Source organism: Streptomyces sp. NPDC058751 (assembly GCF_042746485.1).
Lineage (GTDB): Bacteria > Actinomycetota > Actinomycetes > Streptomycetales > Streptomycetaceae > Streptomyces.
This window is the reverse complement of the sequence record NZ_JBHYPZ010000001.1, coordinates 69,522-90,680: the sequence shown is the minus strand read 5'-3', so window position 1 is coordinate 90,680 and position 21,159 is coordinate 69,522. Positions and strand designations below refer to the sequence as shown.

General features: G+C 70.6%; 20 protein-coding genes and 1 tRNA gene. 17 read left to right on the top strand and 4 right to left on the bottom strand.

The genetic code is table 11. The features are described from left to right. The first annotated feature begins 21 nt into the window (after window positions 1–21). From ndk to ACFW6B_RS00340, 8 genes are all read left to right on the top strand, one after another. Complete coding sequence (gene ndk, locus ACFW6B_RS00375) at window positions 22–435, top strand: nucleoside-diphosphate kinase (RefSeq protein ID WP_045557536.1); 414 nt, start codon at window positions 22–24, stop codon at window positions 433–435. Between the two features lie 440 nt (window positions 436–875). After that, window positions 876–1,895, top strand: a complete 1,020-nt coding sequence (locus tag ACFW6B_RS00370) for a rod shape-determining protein (RefSeq protein WP_386591368.1) — start codon at window positions 876–878, stop codon at window positions 1,893–1,895. Between the two features lie 208 nt (window positions 1,896–2,103). Continuing rightward, window positions 2,104–3,042 carry a rod shape-determining protein MreC gene (gene mreC, locus ACFW6B_RS00365; protein ID WP_386591029.1) on the top strand — a complete coding sequence of 313 codons (939 nt, stop codon included), beginning with the start codon at window positions 2,104–2,106 and terminating at the stop codon, window positions 3,040–3,042. Between the two features lie 19 nt (window positions 3,043–3,061). Next, on the top strand, window positions 3,062–3,733 hold the full coding sequence (mreD, locus tag ACFW6B_RS00360) for a rod shape-determining protein MreD (protein ID WP_386591028.1): 672 nt from the start codon (window positions 3,062–3,064) through the stop codon (window positions 3,731–3,733). A gap of 137 nt (window positions 3,734–3,870) precedes the next feature. Beyond that, window positions 3,871–6,138, top strand: a complete 2,268-nt coding sequence (mrdA, locus tag ACFW6B_RS00355; protein ID WP_386591027.1) for a penicillin-binding protein 2 — start codon at window positions 3,871–3,873, stop codon at window positions 6,136–6,138. Then, on the top strand, window positions 6,135–7,331 hold the full coding sequence (gene rodA, locus ACFW6B_RS00350) for a rod shape-determining protein RodA (RefSeq protein ID WP_386591025.1): 1,197 nt from the start codon (window positions 6,135–6,137) through the stop codon (window positions 7,329–7,331). The genes mrdA and rodA overlap by 4 nt, the downstream gene beginning before the upstream one ends. A 208-nt stretch (window positions 7,332–7,539) precedes the next feature. Further along, entirely contained in the window at window positions 7,540–9,051 is a 1,512-nt protein-coding gene (locus ACFW6B_RS00345; protein WP_386591024.1) for a CHAD domain-containing protein, read from the top strand. 169 nt (window positions 9,052–9,220) lie between these two features. After that, entirely contained in the window at window positions 9,221–11,185 is a 1,965-nt protein-coding gene (locus ACFW6B_RS00340; protein WP_386591023.1) for a TIGR03960 family B12-binding radical SAM protein, read from the top strand. Between the two features lie 336 nt (window positions 11,186–11,521). Here ACFW6B_RS00340 and ACFW6B_RS00335 read toward each other — a convergent pair whose 3' ends face one another. After that, window positions 11,522–12,022, bottom strand: a complete 501-nt coding sequence (locus ACFW6B_RS00335) for a hypothetical protein (RefSeq protein WP_386591022.1) — start codon at window positions 12,020–12,022, stop codon at window positions 11,522–11,524. Between the two features lie 502 nt (window positions 12,023–12,524). Here ACFW6B_RS00335 and ACFW6B_RS00330 point away from each other — a divergent pair. The 4 genes from ACFW6B_RS00330 to ACFW6B_RS00315 all read left to right on the top strand — a co-directional run bounded on the left by ACFW6B_RS00330 (window position 12,525) and on the right by ACFW6B_RS00315 (window position 14,479). Continuing rightward, window positions 12,525–13,070 (top strand): hypothetical protein, encoded by a 546-nt coding sequence (locus tag ACFW6B_RS00330; RefSeq protein ID WP_386591021.1) that lies wholly within the window; start codon window positions 12,525–12,527, stop codon window positions 13,068–13,070. A gap of 16 nt (window positions 13,071–13,086) precedes the next feature. Next, window positions 13,087–13,413: a hypothetical protein gene (locus ACFW6B_RS00325; RefSeq protein ID WP_386591020.1), complete on the top strand. Its 327-nt coding sequence runs from the start codon at window positions 13,087–13,089 to the stop codon at window positions 13,411–13,413. A 189-nt stretch (window positions 13,414–13,602) separates the two neighbouring features. Next, entirely contained in the window at window positions 13,603–14,055 is a 453-nt protein-coding gene (locus tag ACFW6B_RS00320) for a hypothetical protein (RefSeq protein WP_386591019.1), read from the top strand. Between the two features lie 70 nt (window positions 14,056–14,125). Beyond that, window positions 14,126–14,479: a DUF1330 domain-containing protein gene (locus ACFW6B_RS00315; protein WP_386591018.1), complete on the top strand. Its 354-nt coding sequence runs from the start codon at window positions 14,126–14,128 to the stop codon at window positions 14,477–14,479. Between the two features lie 127 nt (window positions 14,480–14,606). Here the strand turns inward: ACFW6B_RS00315 and ACFW6B_RS00310 are convergent, their stop codons facing one another. Next, window positions 14,607–14,780 carry a hypothetical protein gene (locus ACFW6B_RS00310; RefSeq protein ID WP_386591017.1) on the bottom strand — a complete coding sequence of 58 codons (174 nt, stop codon included), beginning with the start codon at window positions 14,778–14,780 and terminating at the stop codon, window positions 14,607–14,609. A gap of 25 nt (window positions 14,781–14,805) precedes the next feature. Here ACFW6B_RS00310 and ACFW6B_RS00305 point away from each other — a divergent pair, with 25 nt between their 5' ends. Together ACFW6B_RS00305 and ACFW6B_RS00300 are read left to right on the top strand one after the other, a co-directional pair. Beyond that, window positions 14,806–15,477 (top strand): amino acid permease, encoded by a 672-nt coding sequence (locus tag ACFW6B_RS00305; RefSeq protein WP_386591016.1) that lies wholly within the window; start codon window positions 14,806–14,808, stop codon window positions 15,475–15,477. A gap of 289 nt (window positions 15,478–15,766) precedes the next feature. Further along, window positions 15,767–15,829 (top strand) — tRNA-Ser (locus tag ACFW6B_RS00300). 158 nt (window positions 15,830–15,987) lie between these two features. On the opposite strand, the gene ACFW6B_RS00295 is transcribed toward ACFW6B_RS00300, so the two are convergent. Both ACFW6B_RS00295 and ACFW6B_RS00290 read right to left on the bottom strand, forming a co-directional pair. Then, window positions 15,988–16,767 carry a hypothetical protein gene (locus tag ACFW6B_RS00295; RefSeq protein ID WP_386591015.1) on the bottom strand — a complete coding sequence of 260 codons (780 nt, stop codon included), beginning with the start codon at window positions 16,765–16,767 and terminating at the stop codon, window positions 15,988–15,990. 348 nt (window positions 16,768–17,115) lie between these two features. Next, window positions 17,116–17,451 carry a hypothetical protein gene (locus ACFW6B_RS00290; RefSeq protein ID WP_386591014.1) on the bottom strand — a complete coding sequence of 112 codons (336 nt, stop codon included), beginning with the start codon at window positions 17,449–17,451 and terminating at the stop codon, window positions 17,116–17,118. A 414-nt stretch (window positions 17,452–17,865) separates the two neighbouring features. Between ACFW6B_RS00290 and ACFW6B_RS00285 the strand changes: the two genes are divergently transcribed. The 3 genes from ACFW6B_RS00285 (at window position 17,866) to ACFW6B_RS00275 (ending at window position 21,107) form a co-directional block, all read left to right on the top strand. Then, entirely contained in the window at window positions 17,866–18,999 is a 1,134-nt protein-coding gene (locus ACFW6B_RS00285; protein ID WP_386591012.1) for a tetratricopeptide repeat protein, read from the top strand. An 86-nt stretch (window positions 19,000–19,085) separates the two neighbouring features. Beyond that, a complete protein-coding gene (locus ACFW6B_RS00280) occupies window positions 19,086–20,270 on the top strand; it encodes a hypothetical protein (RefSeq protein ID WP_386591011.1) in 1,185 nt (394 codons plus the stop codon). Window positions 20,271–20,318: 48 nt separating this feature from the next. Further along, on the top strand, window positions 20,319–21,107 hold the full coding sequence (locus tag ACFW6B_RS00275) for a TIGR03936 family radical SAM-associated protein (protein ID WP_386591010.1): 789 nt from the start codon (window positions 20,319–20,321) through the stop codon (window positions 21,105–21,107). Window positions 21,108–21,159: the final 52 nt, after the last annotated feature.

The following is a 21,159-nucleotide window of genomic DNA, read 5'->3' as shown; positions in this document are numbered from 1 at the left end:
GTGACCCTAAGGAGCATTCCCGTGAGCCAGCGCACCCTCGTCCTTCTCAAGCCCGACGCCGTCCGTCGCGGCCTGACCGGCGAGATCATCAGCCGCATCGAGCGCAAGGCCGGCTGGCAGATCACCGCGCTGGAGCTGCGGACCCTGGACCAGGACACGCTGGAGCAGCACTACGGCGAGCACAAGGGCAAGCCCTTCTACGAGCCGCTGGTGGCGTTCATGGCCTCCGGTCCCGTCGTGGCCCTGATCGTCGAGGGCGAGCGGGTCATCGAGGGCGTGCGCGCCCTGGCCGGCCCGACCGACCCGATCGCCGCCGCCCCCGGCTCCATCCGCGGTGACTACGGCGTGATCGTCCGCGAGAACCTGATCCACGCCTCCGACTCCGAGGAGTCCGCCGAGCGCGAGGTGAAGATCTTCTTCCCCGGCCGCGCCTGAGCGCCCGTACGACGGTTCCGCGCGCCGTCCATGTGCACGGACGGTCACGGTCTCGCGTACGGACGGCCTCGCCAAGGTCACGGGCGGCCTCTTCGAGGCCGCCCGAAACGGTCTCCGGAGTCCGTGGAACAGAACATTTTCAAAGAATTTTCTGAGTCCGCGTCAGTAGGGTTTCGGCAGCCTGACCTGGGACGGCCGTGAAAAATCCGGCCGTCCTGTGTCATATACGCGCTGATCTGGGGAACGGGTGACCCCGATGGCCCGTCTCCGCAAGCGAGTCGCTCCGCCATCTGCCGACAATGGCCAAGACCCTCGCGCAGTGTGCGTGCGGGCGCGTCTACGATGGAAGCGTTCACGTCGCTGCACCAACCTCGCGCCGTCCCTAAAAAGCCGTCAACGTTCGCTTTGGGAAGGCCAGACGAATCCTGATGGGGAACTCAATGTCGTTCATCGGCCGTGACATGGCTGTCGACCTCGGGACCGCCAACACGCTGGTGTACGTCAGGGGTCGGGGGATCGTTCTCAACGAGCCGTCCGTCGTCGCGATCAACACCAACACCGGCGGGATCCTCGCGGTGGGCGCGGAAGCCAAGAAGATGATCGGGCGGACGCCGGGCAACATCGTCGCCGTGCGCCCGCTGAAGGACGGCGTCATCGCCGACTTCGAGATCACCGAGCGCATGCTCCGCTACTTCATCCTGAAGATCCACAAGCGACGCTACCTCGCCCGCCCCCGTGTCGTCGTCTGCGTGCCCTCGGGCATCACGGGCGTCGAGCGCCGTGCCGTCATCGAGGCGTCGTCCCAGGCCGGCGCCCGTCAGGTGCACATCATCGAGGAGCCCATGGCCGCGGCCATCGGCGCCGGCCTGCCGGTCCACGAGGCCACGGGCAACATGGTGGTGGACATCGGCGGCGGCACCACGGAGGTCGCGGTCATCTCGCTCGGCGGCATCGTCACCGCCCAGTCCATCCGCGTCGCGGGCGACGAGCTGGACAACGCGATCATCCAGCACATCAAGAAGGAGTACAGCCTCCTCCTCGGTGAGCGGACGGCCGAGCAGATCAAGCTCACGATCGGTTCGGCGTACGACCTCGACACCGACGAACACACCGAGATCCGCGGCCGGGACCTGGTCTCCGGTCTGCCCAAGACGGTCGTCATCTCCGCCGCGGAGGTCCGCAAGGCGATCGAGGAGCCGGTCAACGCCATCGTCGACGCCGTGAAGACGACGCTCGACAAGTGCCCGCCCGAGCTCTCCGGCGACGTGATGGACCGGGGCATCGTCCTGACCGGCGGCGGAGCACTGCTGCGCGGCCTGGACGAGCGGCTGCGCCGCGAGACCGGCATGCCGATCCACATCGCCGAGGACCCGCTCGACAGCGTGGCGCTCGGCTCGGGCAAGTGCGTCGAGGAGTTCGAGGCGCTCCAGCAGGTCCTGGACGCCCAGCCCCGCAGATGACGTAACACTTCGATTCCGCCGTACGAGATCACCGCTTCTCGTGCGGCGGATCGTTGGTATGGAGGCATAAACTCCTGTGACAAAGAGTCATAACCTCCCCCATATCAGCCCCCCGTCACACCCCAGTCTCATCGCACCGTGGGCGTTCTCCTCGCCCAGGGCGCGCCCCTGTTGACCCAATACGACGAGGAAGGCACGGCCGCCGCACGTGAGGGACACACGAGAGAGCCGGCTGCTCCTGGTGCTGCTGATCGCCATCGCGTTCGCACTGATCACGGTGGACATCCGCGGCGGGCAGGACTCACCGGTCGACGGTGCCCGCCAGGCCGCCGCGACGGTCTTCGGCCCGATCGAGAACGGGGTGTCGTCCGCGGTCGACCCCGTCGGCAACGCGATCTCCGCCGTCCGCGACTCCGGCGAACGGCACGACCGCGTCGCCCAACTGGAACACGACAACGCGGCGTTGAAGGCGAAGCTCGGCAGCGACGACCGCAACCGCAGCCGCCTCAGGCAGCTCGACAAGATGATCAAGGTGGCGGGCGAGGGCCAGTACGGCATCAAGGGTGCCGAGGTCATCGCCATAGGCGCCGCCCAGGGCTTCTCCTGGACCGTCACCATCGACGTCGGGGCCAACGACGGCGTCCAGCGCGACATGACCGTCCTGAACGGCGACGGACTGGTCGGCCGGGTCACCACCGTCGGCCCCGACACCGCGACCGTGCTCCTCGCCAACGACCCCGACTTCACCGTCGGCACCCGCATGGAGTCGACCGACGAACTCGGCTTCGCCTCAGGGCAGGGCGACCGCCCGCTGCGCGTCGAGCTCCTCAACGCCAAGGCGAAGATCGGGAAGGGCGACCGGCTCGTCACCTTCGGCTCGCAGTCCGACAAGCCGTTCGTGCCCGGCGTCCCCGTCGGTGTCGTCTCCCGGATCGACCCCTCCGGCGGCGACCTGACCCGCACGATCTACGTGACGCCCTTCGTCTCGTTCACCAAGCTCGACATCGTCGGCGTCGTCGTCGCCGCGCCCAAGAGCGACCCGCGCGACACCGTGCTGCCCCCGAAACCCAAACCGACGCCCACGCCGACCGTGACCGTGACGGTCACCCCCTCGGCGAGCGCCCCCGACCTCGGCCAGCAGCAGTAAGCAGGAGGAGCCGAATCCCATGCGTTTCAACCGGATGCTGCTCTCCGTCACCCTGGTGGTCGTCGCCCTGGTGATCCAGGTGAGCGTCCTCGCCCGACTCCACCTCCCGGGCGCCGTCCCCGACCTGGTCCTGCTGACCGTGCTCGCCCTCGCCCTGGTCTACGGCCACGTCGGCGGCGCGCTCATCGGCTTCGGCGCGGGACTGCTCTCCGACCTCGCCCCGCCCGCCGACCACGCCGCCGGACGCTACGCCCTCGTGCTCTGCGTCGTCGGCTACCTCGCCGGCCTCGCCAGGCCCGAGAACGGCAGGCTCAAGTCGGCCACCGGCCCCATGGTCGTGGTCGTCGCCGCCGCGATCGGCTCCACCGTGCTCTACGCGGGCGTCGGCGCACTCGTCGGCGACACCGCCGCCCGCCACGTCGGCCTGAACAACCTGCTCATCACGGCCGCCCTCTACGACCTGCTGCTCGCGCCCTTCGTCGTGCCGGTGCTGATGGCGCTGGCCCGGCGGGCCGAGAACGATCCGCTCTCCGACGGCGGCACGGCCTCCAAGGCCGCCGACGTCTCCTCGGGCTGGCTGTCCTCCGGCACCGGCCTGCGCATCGGCAGCCAGCGCAGCGGCCTGCGGGTGAAGGCCGCCAAGGCACGCGTCGCCCGCGCCGGACGCATCAAGGGGGTCAAGCGGCTGTGACGACACCGACGCACCCCGCCCGGCGGCGGGCCCAAGCACCCCGGGCGTCACGGAACTTGACCGGTGGCGACGCCGCCGCACACAGGTTCGCCGTGTACTCGTATGACTCGTACGCACACTGAGAGGGGGAGGCAGCAGTGACCAACATCCCCGAGACCGGCAGGACCCCACGGGTCCAGATCCGGCTCGTCGTCATCCAGATTCTCGTGCTCTCCCTCCTCGGAACCCTCGGCGGACGCCTCTGGTACCTCCAGATCCGCAACGGCGACGAGTACGCCAAGGAAGCCTCCGGCAACCACGTCCAGCAGGTCGTCCAGCCCGCCGTGCGCGGCTCGATCCTCGACGCGCGGGGTGTGCCGATCGCCGACAACGAGACCCGGCTCGTGGTCTCCGCCTCGCGCACCGACCTGATGAAGATGGAGGACGACGGGAAGGCCGTCCTCACCAAGCTCGCAGGCGTGCTCGGCCTCAAGCCCGAGGACGTCATCCAGAAGGTCCGCCTCTGCGACGCCAAGACGCCGCAGCCGTGCTGGAACGGCTCGCCCTACCAGCCGATCCCCATCACCGACCAGGCCACCGCGCGCCAGGCCCTGCAGATCCGCGAGCGCTCCGAGGACTTCCCCGGCATCACCGCCGAGCCCGAGGCCGTGCGCCGTTACGCCGCCCCCGGCAAGGCCAACACCGCGCAGGTCCTCGGCTACCTCTCGCCCGTCACCGACGACGAGATCACCAAGGCCAAGGACACCGACTCGCCCTACCTGCGCTCCGACCAGGTCGGCCGCTCCGGCCTGGAGCGCCAGTACGACAAGGCCCTGCGCGGCAAGGCCGGCGTCACCCGCTACGAGGTCGACAACCTCGGCCGGGTCATCGGCAAGGCCAAGAGCGACAAGGCCGAACCCGGGGCCAACCTCGTCACCAGCATCGACGCCCGCGTCCAGCGCGTCGCCGAGTACGAGCTGAACGAGGCGATGAAGGAGGCCCGCAAGCAGCACGACCGCAACACCGGCGTCAACTACAAGGCCGACGCGGGAGCGGTCGTCGTGATGGAGGCCAAGACCGGCCGCGTCGTCGCCATGGCGTCCAACCCCGCCTACGACCCCAACGCCTGGGTCGGCGGCATCTCCGCCAAGGACTACAAGAAGCTGACCGGGAAGTCCTCCAACTACCCGCTGCTGAACAGGGCCATACAGGGTCAGGCCGCCCCCGGCTCGATCTTCAAGGTGGTCTCCACGGCCGCCGCCGTCAAGGCCGGCTACGACTTCGACGGCCACTACGAGTGCTCCAGCTCGTACTCGGTCGGCGGCCAGGTCTTCAAGAACTTCGAGTCCCAGAACCACGGCCAGATCGACCTGGGCCGGGCCCTGGAGGTCTCCTGCGACACCGTCTACTACCGGCTGGCGCACGCCCAGTGGCAGAAGGACGGCGGCATCTCCCCGAAGAGGAAGCCCAAGGACTACTTCTACAAGGCCGCCCACCAGTTCGGCCTCGGCGAGGAGACCGGCATCGACCTGCCCAACGAGGTCTCCGGCCGTGTCCCCGACCGCGAGTGGAAGCAGTCGTACTGGCAGGCCAACAAGAGCGGCTGGTGCAAGACGGGCAAGAAGAACGGCACCTACGTCGAGAAGATCTCGTATGAGAACTGCCTCGAGGGCAACAAGATGCGCGCCGGTGACGAGATCAACTACTCCATCGGCCAGGGCGACACCCTCGTGACCCCGATCCAGATGGCCACCATCTACGCGGCCATCTCCAACGGCGGCACCCTGTACGACCCGACGGTCGGCAAGGCGATCATCAGCGCCGACGGCAGCACCGTCCAGGAGATCAAGCCCCGGTCGCACGGCAAGCTGCCCGTCACCAAGCGGACGCTGGCCAAGATGGACGCGGCCCTCGAAGGCGTGGCCACCCGCGGTACCGCGGCCTGGCGCTTCGGCGGCTGGCCGCAGGACAAGATCGCGATGCACGCCAAGACCGGTACCGCCGAGGTCTACGGCAAGCAGACGACCTCGTGGTTCGCCACGTACACCAAGGACTACGCGATCGTCATGACGATCTCCCAGGGTGGTACGGGCTCCGGGGCCTCCGGCCCGGCTGTCCGCAACATCTACGACGCGCTGTACGGCATCGCCGACGACGGCACCATCACCCGCAAGAACGCGCTGCTGCCCACCCCGCAGAAGGGCCTGCCGAAGGTCAGGACGGACGGCACCATCGCCTCCCCGAAGATCTCCAAGGACCCGGCCAAGGAGCAGCAGACCTTCCAGAAGGCCATCGAGGAGGAGACGCAGACCCCCGACGGCACCCAGCCGCCGGCGACCACGGCCTCCCCCGAGACGGACCGTGAGACCCGGCGGCGCCGCCGCCGCGGGACGCGCGGCCGAGGAAGCCGGAAGGTGTGCGCATGAGCGGCGTGAACAGCTTCTCCGTCTCCGGATACGGGCCCCGGCGGGCCGGCTGGACGCGGGTCTTCGCCCGCGACTCGCTGGCCCGGCGCCTGGACTGGCCGATACTGCTGGCGGCCACGGCCCTGTCGCTGATCGGCTCGCTGCTGGTGTACTCGGCGACCCGCAACCGTACCGAGATCAACCAGGGCGACCCGTACTACTTCCTCATCCGCCATCTGATGAACACCGGCATCGGTTTCGCCCTGATGATCGGCACGATCTGGCTCGGCCACAAGACCCTGCGCACGGCCGTGCCGATCCTGTACGGGGTCTCCGTCTTCATGATCCTGCTGGTGCTGACCCCGCTCGGCGAGACGATCAACGGCCAGCGCAACTGGCTCGTCCTCGGCGGACTGTCGCTCCAGCCCGCCGAGTTCATCAAGATCACGATCATCCTGGGCATGGCGATGCTGCTGGCCACACGGGTGGACGCGGGCGACAAGCCGTACCCCGACCACCGCACGGTGGTGCAGGCACTGGGCCTCGCGGCCGTCCCGATGGTCATCGTGCTGCTCATGCCCGACCTCGGCACGATCATGGTCGCGGTCGTCATCGTGCTCGGCGTGCTGCTCTCCTCCGGCGCCTCCAACCGCTGGGTGTTCGGCCTCATCGGCACGGGCGCCCTCGGCGCGGTCGCCGCCTGGCGGCTGCAGGTCCTCGACGAGTACCAGATCAACCGCTTCGCGGCCTTCGCCAACCCCGAGCTCGACCCGGCGGGCGTCGGCTACAACACCAACCAGGCCCGCATCGCCATCGGCTCCGGCGGCCTCTTCGGCACCGGCCTCGGCCACGGCTCGCAGACGACCGGCCAGTTCGTCCCCGAGCAGCAGACGGACTTCGTCTTCACGGTCGCGGGCGAGGAACTGGGCTTCGTCGGCGCGGGCCTGATCCTGCTGCTCCTCGGCGTCATCATGTGGCGCGCCTGCCGCATCGCCCGCGAGACGACCGAGCTGTACGGCACGATCGTCGCCGCCGGGATCATCGCCTGGTTCGCGTTCCAGTCCTTCGAGAACGTCGGCATGACCCTCGGGATCATGCCGGTCGCCGGTCTGCCCCTCCCGTTCGTGTCCTACGGAGGGTCCTCCATGTTCGCGGTCTGGGTCGCGATCGGCCTCCTGCAGTCGATCAGGGTGCAGCGCCCGATGTCGGCCTAGCCGGCCCAGGGTCCGCCGTCCGGACCGTGCGCCGGGGCCCGGAGCCCGGTCCGGACGCCGGGGCCCGGGCCGTACACCGGCCGGATTCCGGGTGTCGCCTCGGAGAACACGAGGTGACACCCGGCCCAACGGGGGAAAGAACGCCTTCGGTCAAGCCGGGGCCGGTTGGGTACTGCCCACCGTCCGCAAACACGTCTAGATTCAATTCATGGCGGACACGAAGCGCGAGATCGAGCGTAAGTACGAAGGTCCGGCGGCCGATGGCGACACACGGATGCCCGACCTGACCGGCGTCCCCGGAGTCACCGGCGTCGTCGACAAAGGGATCGCCGAACTCGACGCCACCTACTACGACACGTCCGACCAGCGTCTGGCCGCCGCCTCCCTCACCCTGCGCCGCCGCACCGGCGGGAACGACGCCGGCTGGCACCTGAAGTTCCCCGTCTCCGAAGGCGTGCGCGACGAGATCCGGGTCCCCCTCTCCGACAACGTGCCCCACGCCGTCGCGAGCCTCGTCCGCTCCCGCGTGCTCGACGCCGAACTCGTCCCCCTCGTACGCCTGCGGTCCGCCCGTGACGTCCGCCACCTCGTCGACGACTCCGGCGCCCTGCTCGCCGAGGTCAGCCTCGACCGCGTCCGCGCAGACCGGCCCGGCGGCGCGGAACCCACCGCCGCCTGGACCGAGATCGAGGTGGAACTCGCCGACGACGGCGACCCCGCCTTCCTCGACAAGGTCGAGAAGAAACTCCGCAAGGCCGGCCTGAAGCGCTCCGCCTCCCCCTCCAAACTGGCGAAAGCGCTCGACGCGACCGGCGGGCGCGCCGGGGAACCCGCGCCCCCGAAGGAGCCGGTCACCGCGGGCGACCACGTCCTCGCCTACCTCCGCGCCCAGTACGACGCCATCGTCGAACTCGATCCCGCCGTCCGCCGCGACCTCCCCGACTCCGTGCACAGCATGCGCGTCGCCACCCGCCGCATGCGCAGCACCTTCCGCTCGTACCGCAAGATCCTCGACCGCGCCGTCACCGACCCGATCGGCGACGAGCTGAAGTGGCTGGCCGGCGAGCTCGGCGCCGACCGCGACCGGGAGGTCCTCACCGAGCGGATCACCGAGTCCCTCGGCCGACTGCCCCGCACCCTGCTCGCCGGCCCCGTCCGCACCCGCCTGCGCACCTGGTCGAACGTCCGCCGCAGCGGCTCCAGACGCCGTCTGATCGCCGTCCTGGACGGCAAGCGGTACCTGGCCCTGCTGATCGCGCTCGACGCGCTCGTGGCCGACCCGCCGCTGCGCAAGGCGGCCGGCGGCGACCCCGGGAAGGTGATCGCGAAAGCCGTCCGCGAGGACTTCGAGAAGGTCTCCGGCCTCGTCGGCCAGGCCCTCGACCTGCCGCCGGGCACCGACCGCGACCACGCGATGCACGAGGCCCGCAAGAAGGCCAAGCGCACCCGCTACGCCGCCGAGGCCGCGGCCCCGGCCCTGGGCGGACCGGCCGCCGGCCTGGTCAAGTCGATGAAGTCGCTGCAGGGCCTCCTCGGCGACCACCAGGACAGCGTGATGACCCGGGAGGCCCTGCGGGAAGTGGCGGTCCTGGCCCAGGCGGCGGGGGAGAGCTCGTTCACCTACGGGGTGCTCTACGGCCGCGAGGAGCAGCGCGCCGCCGCGGCCGAGGCGGCGCTGCCGGGCGCCTGGGAGAAGATCGAGGGGCAGACGGCGGTCTGAGGGCGGTCCTCGCGGCAGCCGGGGCGCTTTGCCGGAGCTGGGGGAGTGAGGCTGTCGGAGCCGTGGGAGCGAGGCGGCCGGGGCCCGGTGTCCGTCCGGCGGTGCGGCGGGCCCCTCCGGTCGCGTTACGCTAGATGGTCACCCCCATCAGCTCACGAAGGTTCGCGAGATGCCTGCCGAAACCGCCGTGTCGGTCTTCCCACAGCTCGAAGCTCTGCTCCCGCATGTGCAGAAGCCGATCCAGTACGTCGGCGGAGAGCTCAACTCCACGGTCAAGCCCTGGGAGTCCTGTGACGTCCGCTGGGCCCTGATGTACCCCGACGCCTACGAGGTCGGCCTGCCCAACCAGGGCGTCATGATCCTCTACGAGGTGCTGAACGAACGCGAGGGCGTCCTCGCCGAGCGCACGTACAGCGTCTGGCCGGACCTCGAGGAGCTGATGCGCGAGCACCGGGTCCCGCAGTTCACCGTGGACAGCCACCGCCCGGTGAAGGCCTTCGACGTGTTCGGCCTGTCCTTCTCCACGGAGCTGGGCTACACGAACATGCTGACCGCCCTGGACCTCGCGGGCATCCCGCTGGAGTCCAAGGACCGCACGCTCGACGACCCGATCGTCCTCGCCGGCGGCCACGCGGCCTTCAACCCCGAGCCGATCGCCGACTTCATCGACGCGGCGATCATCGGCGACGGCGAGCAGGCCGTGCTCGACATGACCGAGATCATCCGCGCCTGGAAGGCGGAGGGCCGTCCCGGAGGCCGCGAGGAGGTCCTCTTCCGCCTGGCGAAGACGGGCAACGTCTACATCCCCGCCTTCTACGACGTCGAGTACCTCCCGGACGGCCGCATCGGCCGCGTGGTCCCGAACAAGTCGGGCGTCCCGTGGCGCGTGTCCAAGCACACGGTCATGGACCTCGACGAGTGGCCCTACCCCAAGCAGCCGCTGGTCCCGCTGGCCGAGACGGTCCACGAGCGGATGTCGGTGGAGATCTTCCGCGGCTGTACGCGCGGCTGCCGCTTCTGCCAGGCGGGCATGATCACCCGCCCGGTGCGCGAGCGCTCCATCACGGGCATCGGCGAGATGGTCGAGAAGGGTCTGAAGGCCACGGGCTTCGAGGAAGTGGGCCTGCTGTCCCTCTCCTCGGCCGACCACTCGGAGATCGGCGACATCGCCAAGGGTCTGGCCGACCGGTACGAGGAGGACAAGATCGGCCTGTCCCTCCCCTCCACCCGCGTGGACGCCTTCAACGTCGACCTGGCCAACGAGCTGACCCGCAACGGCCGCCGCTCGGGCCTGACCTTCGCCCCCGAGGGCGGCTCCGAGCGCATGCGCAAGGTCATCAACAAGATGGTCTCGGAAGAGGACCTCATCCGGACCGTCTCCACCGCCTACGGCAACGGCTGGCGCCAGGTGAAGCTGTACTTCATGTGCGGCCTGCCGACGGAGACGGACGAGGACGTCATGCAGATCGCCGACATGGCGATGAACGTGATCGCCGAGGGCCGCAAGGTCTCCGGCCAGAACGACATCCGCTGCACGGTGTCCATCGGCGGCTTCGTCCCCAAGCCGCACACCCCCTTCCAGTGGGCGCCGCAGCTCTCCGCCGAGGACACGGACGCCCGCCTGGAGAAGCTCCGCGACAAGATCCGCGGCGACAAGAAGTACGGCCGCTCGATCGGCTTCCGCTACCACGACGGCAAGCCCGGCATCGTCGAGGGCCTCCTCTCCCGCGGCGACCGCCGCATCGGCTCGGTCATCCGCGCCGTCTACGAGGACGGCGGCCGCTTCGACGGCTGGCGCGAGCACTTCTCGTACGACCGCTGGATGGCCTGCGCCGACAAGTCCCTGGCACCCTTCGGCGTCGACGTCGACTGGTACACCACCCGCGAGCGCACCTACGAGGAGGTCCTGCCCTGGGACCACCTGGACTCGGGCCTCGACAAGGACTGGCTCTGGGAGGACTGGCAGGACGCCCTCGACGAGACCGAGGTCGAGGACTGCCGCTGGACCCCGTGCTTCGACTGCGGGGTCTGCCCGCAGATGGACACCAGCATCCAAATCGGCCCCACCGGCAAGAAGCTGCTGCCGCTGACGGTCAAGAACGCCGCGTCGGCGCCGAGCGGTCACTCTCACTGACGTGAGCGGGGCACTCGATCGGGTGATCGAGGCACTGGCGGGGGCGAGCGAGGACGAGGTGACGGCGGCACTGTCCGCGGCCGGCGCCTCGGTCCCTCGCCCGTCGACGCCGCCAGCACTCCTCAGGACGCCCCTGCCGGGCCCTGAGGCTTCGCTGCACATCTGGAGTGGGGCTGAGGTCCGTATCGGCCTGCGTGTGACTGCATGAACCTGCGAGCCCCCTATTCCTGAGCGGGAAGGGGGGCTCGTCGGCGTTCGTCGGTGAATGGTCAAGACGGTCAAGGAAATCCGCGACTTCCTCGCTCACTCCTGGCGGCGGATCTTTGCCGCAGGACGCTAGGCGCAGACCTGCCAGCTGCCCCCTGCTGGGACATCGTTCGCCGACGCCGCGAGCGGCAGGATCTCCCTGTGGCGGCCGTCGGCCCGCACGACCTCGGCTCGCAGAACGCCGGCAGTCCATGTGTCGAGCTCCACGCCATAGATCGTGCGGGTCGCGTCACCGGCCTCGATGACGCGAACCTTTCTCACGACGAGGCGCTTGTCACCACAGGAAAGGGACCGGATGGTCTCTCTGTCGGCCGCGATGATGAGTCCGTACGCACCCCGGGCGCTGTACAGATCCCCTTCGTGGAGTCGCTCCAGCTTCGGCGTGGGGCTGATGCGGTCGTCGGGCGTCGTCGAACACGTCAACGCGCTGGCCGTCCCGCCGTAGAACGCGGAGCAGTAGCGCGCGTCGGTCGTCACCCAGAAGAACACCGTGCCCCTGGGCCCCACGCTCACCGGGCTCAACCCCGCACGGTCGGGGGCGTTCTCACTCGTGGAGATCTCGCTGAGCACACCCTGGCGGTGCCGCTCCACTTGCGCCTGCGGTGACTCTTGAGAGGGCGAGGGGGAAGCCTGCCGCTGCGGCGATGCGGACTTGCTGTCGCGAGGCTCGGCGGAGCGCGCACCTCCCGCACCTCCCGTACACGAAGCGAGCGCGCCCGAAGCGATCACGGCCACAGCCGCCACGGCGACTCTCGCCCAACGATGTCCCATCATGCTGATCCCCCACCTGGCCCCGGCCCCGAAAATTCAGGTCAGCCTACGGGCGTGGGCCGCGAAGCGGAGAGGGGTGCGCGGCGTCGGGGGACACGCCGCCGCATCTGGAGCGGGACGCTTGCGGCCTCCCGCACGAGTCGGTGTCGACGGAGTGGGTCGTGCCCGTCGCGTGTCCGATTCGGACGGGGACCAGGGAAGGGGGGCATGGTCGGTGGGCGGGGAGTGCACGCGGGGAGTGTGGGTGGGGGATCCGGAAAACGATTGCGACTATGGCATGTCCATGCAGGAAGATGTGTGCATGATGCGACCCGCCCGTGCGCTGCTCCCCCTTCTCCTGCTGCCGGTTCTCCTCACGGGATGTGACGCGGACGGGAACGGCGGGGCGGTCGCCGACAGCGCCGACCTCGACGCCGCCGCACGTGTCTGGGGCGTCGCACCGGAACTCGTCTACGTCACCGAGGTCTCCGGGTACGCCGTGTTCCGGGAGACGGCCGGCGAGTACGAGGACGAGTTCGTCGTCGCGTACCGGTCCGAGAAGGGTGCCACCAAGTTCGGCCTCTTCGTGGGCCGCGGCACGATGACGGCGGAGAACTGCACCGAGCAGCCGCTGGGCGAGGTGGCGGACAGGCACGTCGTCTGTGAGCGCGACGGCGACGCCTGGTACCGCAAGGCGGGTGAAAGCCACGAGTACGCGGTGCCCGACGGCGACGTGGTGGTTCATCTGATCGCCGACGCGGACAAGGTCGACCGCGCCGTTCTGCGTGAGGCGGCCGAGGCGGCCCACCGCCCGGACGGCGCCGAACTGGCCGCCCTCCTGCCGCCCACCCACGGCGCGGACACCTGATCGGAGAGCGGGCGGAATGACCTCGTTGCGATGTGAAGCCACTTGCTGGGCACTTGAGGCCGACGACGACTTCTACCCCGGGTGGGTCGAGGTGCGCCTGACGGACGCCCACGGTCGGCAGTGGGTCTTCTTCGACAAGCCGCCGATCTTCGGCGGCGGTGATGAGCTGGGCCCCGGGTCCGCGTACCCCGTCCCCGTGACGATCGGCTGCGTGATCTTGAGCCGCGCCTCGGACCCGGACGGCAACGAGGTCGTCACGGTCTCCACGGGTGGACGGCCGCAAGCCGCGGAGGACGACCGGAGCGAGTTCGACGTTCGCCCCGACCAACTGGTAGAGCCCTGACCGGGGGAGGGCCTGGTCCACGTATGACCCGCGGGACCCGCTTGGGTCCATGACGATCAAAGGTGCCGGCGGGGCGATCGACCCCTGGGCGCTCCTTCTGGAGACGGACTGGAACAGCGTCGAACACTGCTGCCCCGACGCGGTCCGGCGACCCCTGGGGTCTGCTTCCACGAGGACCGTCGCCGGTCCATGCGTGCGGCACTCCTGGAACGGCTGGGTGATCTCGCCGACTCCGCGATGTGCGACGAAGACGGCCCGGGGGAACCCGACGACGTCGCCGCGGTACGTGCCCTCCTCCCGCTGATCCACGAGGCGGCGCGGCCGTACCTCGCCGACGCGGACCCTCTGGTCCGGGAAGCCGCGGTGCACGCGGCCGCGATGACGCTCGCCGTGCCCGAACTGGCCTTACGCATAACGGAGCTCGTGCCGCTGGTGCGTGCCACGCTCGGCACGAGCGAGTACCGGGGGTGCCGGTACCTCGCCAGACGGTGCCTCGTGACCTGGGGCGCAGAGTCAGGCCCCTGCCCGGCCCGCGGATCCCGGGTCCCGGACCGGTGGACCGTCCCGGGGAGGGCGGCTGCTCCGACGCCCGCCGTTTCTGATGCCAGGACGCCAAGGGGTGCCGCAGGCGCTTACCTCTGAGGTCATTGTGGCGTGCGGCGCCCCTGGCTACCTTCGCGTCGACCCGCCGGAACGAACGAAGGAGCCGGACGTGCCCGCATACGGGTTCGCGCACTTACGGGACCGTCGTCCCCACCAGGACATCCTGGAGTACCTGGAAAAGATCCAGGGCACCCTCGACCCGTTCCAGGGCCGCTTTCTGATCCACGGCCCGCCGGCGGCGGTCATGGAGGGAAGCTGGCCCGGCAGCATGGTGCTGATCGAGTTCCCCGGCATGGCCGAGGCCCGTGCCTGGTACGAGTCCCCCGAGTACCAGAGGATCCTGAGGCTGCGGGCCGACCACATCGACGGGGACCTCGTGCTGGTGGAGGGCGTCGGTCCCGGATACGACCCGCGTGAACGCGCGGAGAAACTCCGGGCGAAGACGCCCGGGAAACGCACCTGACCCCGTAGAGCCCCGAGCCGGTCGAGTCCGGGCCCGCCTCGGACGCGGCCGCCTGGAAGGCATTGGTCGTCGGTTCTGCCGGAATGCCCCGCACCGAGGGCCACTTCCCGGGCCCCGCCGGGATCCGTCAGTGCTTGAAGGAGTCCTTGGCCCCTTCCTTCACGCCGCGCATCCTGCCCCGCGTCTCGAGGGCGGCGCCCTTCGCCGCGAGGGTTTCCTTGTGCATCGCGTGGGCCGCCTTGCGCACGGTCCTTCCGACGACCTGTTCGGCCTTTGCCCTGGCCCGTTCTCCGGCACTCATCGCAGCACCTCCGCGCAGCACCTTCGTGAAATCCCACCGGCCGTGTTCCCATGCGGCAAGAGGGAAAACCGGTGATCTTCCGGGTGCGCTCGTGACGTGCATATGTCTTATATGTGCGAGATGTGCGGCCGTGCGGGCCGGCGCGAGGGAAGGCGGTTACGGACGCTCGGCTCCTTCCAGGTGTTCGCGATCTCGTTCGCGTTCATCTCGGTGGCGGTCGGCATCTTCTCGACCTACGACGACGTGCTCCAGAACGCGGGCCCGGTGGGGATCTGGCTGTGGGTCGTCGCGACGGCGGGCCAGGTGCTGGTGGCGCTGGTGGTGGCGCAGCTCGCGGATCGTCTTCGCTATGGCGCGCGACGGGCGGTTCCCCGCCCACCGGCTGATGCGCCGGGTCAACCCGCGCACGCGGACACCGATCCCCGCGACGGTCCTGGTCCTCGTCGTGGGGATCGTCCTGATGGCCGCGCTGCCGGGCGACGCGCTGCTGCAGCTCATCACGGCGAGCACGATCATTCCCGCGCTCGTCTACGGCGCGACGATCGTCCTGCATCTCGCGGTGCGCCGCCGGCTGGACCGCAACAAGGGCGCCTTCGACCTCGGACGGTTCGAGCTGCCGGTCGCGGTCGGCGCCCTGGTGTGGACGGTGGCGTCCCTGGTCATGCTGGTCTCGCCGTCGGATCCGGACGCGGGGTAGCGTCGGCGCCGTTCAGGCGCGCAGGTCGCGGCTACCGAATGTTTGCCCGGTGCTCCACCCTTCGGGGTGGAGGTGAAGGGCATCCTGCCCATGGGGCCCGGAGGCCGCAGCGGCATGGCTAAGATCGCCCTGCCGGACGACGGAGTTGTCCGGCCTACCGCCGGACGGGCGGGATGTCAGGCCTGCGGAGGTCACGTGAGACCGGCCCTCACAGGTCGGCAGAGGCCCGTGAAACAGGAACCCGTGGTGGTGCTGCGGAGCGGTACGGACCGGAATCACCTGCCCTCGGGCAGGTGAGGGCGTCAATTCTCCTGTGAAGAGAGCGGCGCGGGTTCGAATCCCGTCGCCGGCTCCGGCCGGTGTCGTCCAGCGGCCGAGGACGCTTCGTCGCCGCCACCGACTTCGATCTCTGAACGCCAGGACCGGGCCGCCCGCCCCGGGACCCCCGGGCGGGCGGCCCGGTCGTGCGAGCCGGATGTCCTCGGACTCCCGGATATCCCTGTGCTCGTTTCACACGCCGCCGTTGACGGCGTCGGGCACCGGCTGCCGGGAGACCAGGATCCAGGGCTTGGGGCGGCCCGTCCGGTCGGCGCAGTTCAGGGTCGCGGGGCGGGCGGTGGTGAAGGCGACGCAGGCGGCTTCCCAGACCTGGCCGGTGGTGGTGATGACGTCGAACTTGATGCGCTTCACCGGACCGGACCGGTTGTGCGCGTTGACGGCGACGTCGCAGGGCCGACCGGCCGCGCCGCCCGCGGGATAGGCGGGACGGGCGCTGAGGTCGGTCCACAGGACGGTCTGCTTCTCGCCCGTCCGCTGGTCGCGGATGCCCGCGTACGTCCGTCCGCCGGTCAGCGCGAGACGGATCTCGAAGTCCTCCGACTCCTGCGCGGCGTCGATCCCGACGCAGGGTCCCGTCGGTCCCGTCGGGCCGGTTCTGCCCCGGGGACCGACGGCCCCGGTAGCTCCGGTTGCCCCGGTTGCCCCGGTTGCCCCGGTCGGGCCCTGGGGGCCGGCGGGTCCGGTCGCGCCCCTCGGGCCCCGTGGCCCCCGGCACCCCCTTCCGTCGTCGGGCTGTCCGCTCGCCGGGGCCCGGCCCTCCAAGTGGGGCGGTCTGCATCCGCCGTCCGGGTTCGCCGTCGTACGGCCGGACGCGGTCAGGTCCGCCGGGGTCGCGGGGCCGACCACCCCCGACGCCATCACCAGCGCCAGCGAGGCGACCACACCCGCCCTCTTGTACCGGCCGCGGGCCGGCGGGCCCGGCGGACGGGCGGTCCGGGACTCAGGATTCATGCGGGGGCGCTCCTAGCGTCGATCGGTGGGATTTCCCTGAAGCCGATCGCGAGCTTGACCCGTCGACGCCGGTCGGACCGGCGCATTCCGGAGAAACGCGCCATACAGATCATCAGATCAGCCCAATTAAGGGTCGGTTGGTGAATCCCGTCCAACTGTCGGTCTCCAGTTCGAAGTTGGACTTGCCGCACCCGATCGGGTGCCGGGGCCGGGTCCGGCGGGCGGGGTGTGGAGCGAGGTGTCCGGGGGAGCGGTGGCGTCCCGTCGGACACCCCTTCTCGCGCTCGTTGTTCCGCCGGCCGGTTCGGGTTCGGCGCGCACGGGGAACCGGTGGCGGGGGACCAGGGGTCAGATGCCGCCGTTGACGGCGCCCGGTGCCGGCTGGAGGGTCACCGGCATCCACGGGTTGAGGACGGCGGGGTTGTTGGCGTCGGCACAGACCAGCGTGGCCGGGTGGGTGTTGGTGCGGGCCGCGCAGGTGGTCTCCCGGACCTGGCCCGTGGTGGTCAGGACGGAGAACTTGATGGGGGAGTTGTTCTGGCCGTGCCCGTTGACGGAGACGCCGCAGGGCTGGCTGAGGAGGGGGTAGCCGGGGTGGTTGCCGAGCTCGGTCCACAGGAAGTTCTGTGCCTCGTTGGTCCGCTGGTCGCGGATGCCCGCGTACACCTTTCCGGTGGCGGTCATCACGGCCCGGAGTTCGTAGTCGTTCGACTCCTGTGCCGAATCGATGGTGGAGCAGGGGCCGGTGACGCCGTTGAGGCCGTTGATCCCCGGCGTGCCCGCGATCCCGGCCGGGCCCGTGGGGCCGGTGGCTCCTGTGGCGCCGGTCGCACCGCTCGTTCCGGTGGTGCCCGGGGTCCCGGCGGGCCCGGTGGCGCCTTGGGTCCCGGCTGCTCCGGTGCCCCCCCCGTTGCCCCGGTCTCCCCTTGGACCCCGCCCGCCCCGGTGGCCCCCGTGGCCCCGGTGCCCCCCTGTGAACCCTGGGGGCCGGTGGGACCGGTCGGACCCGTCGGGCCCTGCGGCCGATCGGGCACTGTTTCGGCGAAGGGCCGCGCACGCGGCGCTCCCGGACGTCCGCCGTGTGCCACATTGGCCGCCGTGAAGCCGCCGACCATCTGCCTCTGCATGATCGTCAAGAACGAGTCGCGGGTCATCGAACGCTGCCTCGGCTCGGTCCGCCACCTGATCGACACCTGGGTCATCTCCGACACCGGCTCGACGGACGGCACCCAGGACCTGGTCCGCGCGGCACTCGCCGGCGTCCCGGGCGAGCTCCACGAGGAGCCCTGGGTCGACTTCGGCCACAACCGCACCCGCAACATCCGCCGCGCCCGCGGCCGGGCCGACTTCCTCCTCACCGTCGACGCCGACCACGTCCTGCGCCAGGACGCCCCGCTGCCCCCGCTGACGGCGACCTCGTACATGCTGCGCTACGACACCCCGGGCACCCAGCACCGCTTCAAGCACCTGATGCGCGGGGACAGGGACTGGCGCTACGAGGGCGTCACCCACGAGTACCCGTGCACCGACGGACCCGACGTCCAGGAGAACCTGGACGCGCTGGTGATCGAGGACCACGCGGACGGCGGCTGCCGCGCCGACAAGTTCGAACGCGACGCCCGGCTGCTGCGGGGCGAGCTGGAGCGCGACCCCGCCAACACCCGCACGGTCTTCTACCTCGCCAACACCGAACGCGACCTCGGGAACGCCGAGGAGGCGGTCACGCTGTACGAGCGGCGCGCGGCGATGGGCGGCTGGCCGGAGGAGGTCTACTGCTCGCTGCTGGAGGCCGGTCTCCTCAGGGCCGAGCGGACCGGGGACTGGCCGGGGGCGATGGACGCGTTCACCCGTGCCTGGGAGGCGCGTCCGCAACGGCTCGAAGCCTGCTATGAACTGGCCTCCCGGCTGCGGGTCCTGGGCCGGTACCACAGCGCGCACGCCCTGCTCGGCGCCGTCCTCGACCGGCCCGAACCCGACGACCTGCTCTTCACCCGGAGCTGGGTGTACCGCTGGGGACTGCTCTTCGAGTACTCGATCACCGCCTACTGGGTGGGCGACCCCGCGGGCTCGGTCCGGGCCTGCGACCGGCTGCTGGCCCTTCCCGACCTGCCCGAGGCGGTCCGGCGCCAGACCGGCGTCAACCGCGAGTTTTCCGTCCGGCGCCTGGCCACCGTCCCCGCACCGGCCCCGGTTCCCGGCAGTCCGGCGGCGTCCAGGGAGGGCGAGGGATAAGCCCCGGCGGGCGGCGGGAGCAGGGGTGCGCCACAGAAGCGGAGGTATGTCGCATCCATTGTGGCGGCGGATGCGTCTACACAGGCATGGATCTGGAAAAAGCGCCCGGCGCCCGGCCCGGTACGCAGGCCGAGGGATGTCTCGCCGTCGCGATCCGCGTTCCGGTGCGGATCGTGGTGCTCGTCCTCGTCGTGCCGGTACGGATGGTGTGGGACGCCCTCGTCGTCGGCGGGCGGTTCCTCCGGGACACGCTGTTCCGGCCGCTGGGGCGGGCGCTCGGCTGGGTGGCACGGGCGCTGTTCGTGTGGCCCTGGGTCGCGCTGTGGCGCCACGTCGTCCGTCCGGTCGGCCAGGGGCTGGCCTGGCTCGGCCGGGTCCTGCTCGTCGTTCCCGCGGTCTGGCTGTACCGCACGGTCCTGACACCGGTCGGGCACGCCCTCGCCCGGGCGGCCCGGGGCACCGCTGCCGGGTTCGGGTGGTTCTTCGGCGGTCTCGCGGCCGGGCTCGCCTGGATCTTCGGCGGTCTCGCGGCCGCGTGCCGCTGGCTGTACGCGCGGCTGCTCACTCCGGCCGGGCACGCCGTTGCCTGGGTGTTCAAGGGCATCGGCATGGTCCTCGCGGCCGTCGGGCTCGGGACGTACACAGTCGTCGCCTGGCTGGTCCGGTACCTGCTCGTGGTACCCGCCCTGTGGCTGTACACCTGGGTCCTCACCCCGATCGGCAGGGCGGCCGCCTTCCTCGCCGACGGGTTCGTGCGGATCGTACGGATGATCTTCGTGGGCATCGGGACGGCGCTGTACTGGACCGCCCGCGTCCTGCTGGTGCTTCCCGCGCTCGCCGTGTGGCGCTGGGTCCTCGTGCCGGTCGGGCGGGCCCTCGCCGTCGTGGCCAGGGAGATCGGCGAGGCGCTCGGGCACGCGTGGCGGATCGCCGGGTACGTGTCGCTCGCCGTCGGACGGTTCTTCGCCCGTCTTTTCCGGTGGACCTTCGTCGAACCGGCGCGCTGGGTCTACCGGACCGTGCTGACACCGGTGGGGCACGCCGTGCGCGACCGGGTGCTGAGACCCGCGGCCGAGGCGGCGCGCGCGGTCCGGCGGACGGCGCGGCAGACGCTGGAGTCCGCCCGGGACAGCGCCCGCCAGGCCCGGGCCGACTTCCGGCGGATGCTCTTCGGAACCCCCGCGGAACCACAGCCGGTCGCCCGGCGGGAACCAGCGGCCGGTGAGACACGTACTCTAGGTAGCAGTACGACCGCACTCATGAAGGACTGAGCGACACTGGGCAAGCGACAGCCCGAAGGCCCGCCGCCCGCACCCGCGGTGCAGCGCATCCGACTGCGCTACACCAAGCGCGGCCGCCTCCGGTTCACCAGCCACCGTGACTTCCAGCGCGCCTTCGAGCGTGCCCTGCGCCGTGCCGCCGTACCCATGGCGTACTCGGCAGGGTTCACGCCCCATCCGAAGGTGTCGTACGCCAATGCCGCACCCACCGGCACGGGCAGCGAGGCGGAGTACCTGGAGATCGCGCTCACCGACCGGCGCGACCCCGAGAAACTGCGCGAGCTCCTCGACGAGTCGATGCCCCACGGGCTCGACATCACCGAGGCGGTCGAGGCCCGCGTCTCGGGTCTCGCCGACCGGCTCACCGCCTCCGTGTGGGAGATGCGCCTCGACGGCGTGGACCCGGCGGAAGCGGAGCGCGCGGTGGAGGCCTTCAACGCGGCCGAGACCGTCGAGGTCAGCCGCAAGACCAAGAACGGCATGCGGACGTTCGACGCCCGCGGTGCCGTGGCGAGCCTCGGGACGACCTCCGAGACGCACAGTCCACAGGCTGATAGGCCGACCGACCAGCCCTGTGCGATACTGCGGCTGGTTGTTCGGCACGTGACGCCTGCCGTTCGACCCGACGACGTCCTGTCCGGTCTTCGCGCCGTGGCCGACCTGGCGCCGCCGGTCGCCGCAGCGGTGACCAGGCTGGCGCAGGGGCTGTTCGATGAAGAGACCGGCACGGTGACCGACCCGCTCGCGCCCGACCGCGAGGCGGTCGCAGCCGCCCCAGCCGATCGCACCGGGGCCGGCGAGACCGCCGCCGCGAAGGCGTCGGCGTAAGGAAGGTCCCGCGAAGGACAGAAGTCGTAGCGCCGCCCTCGTATCCGGGAGC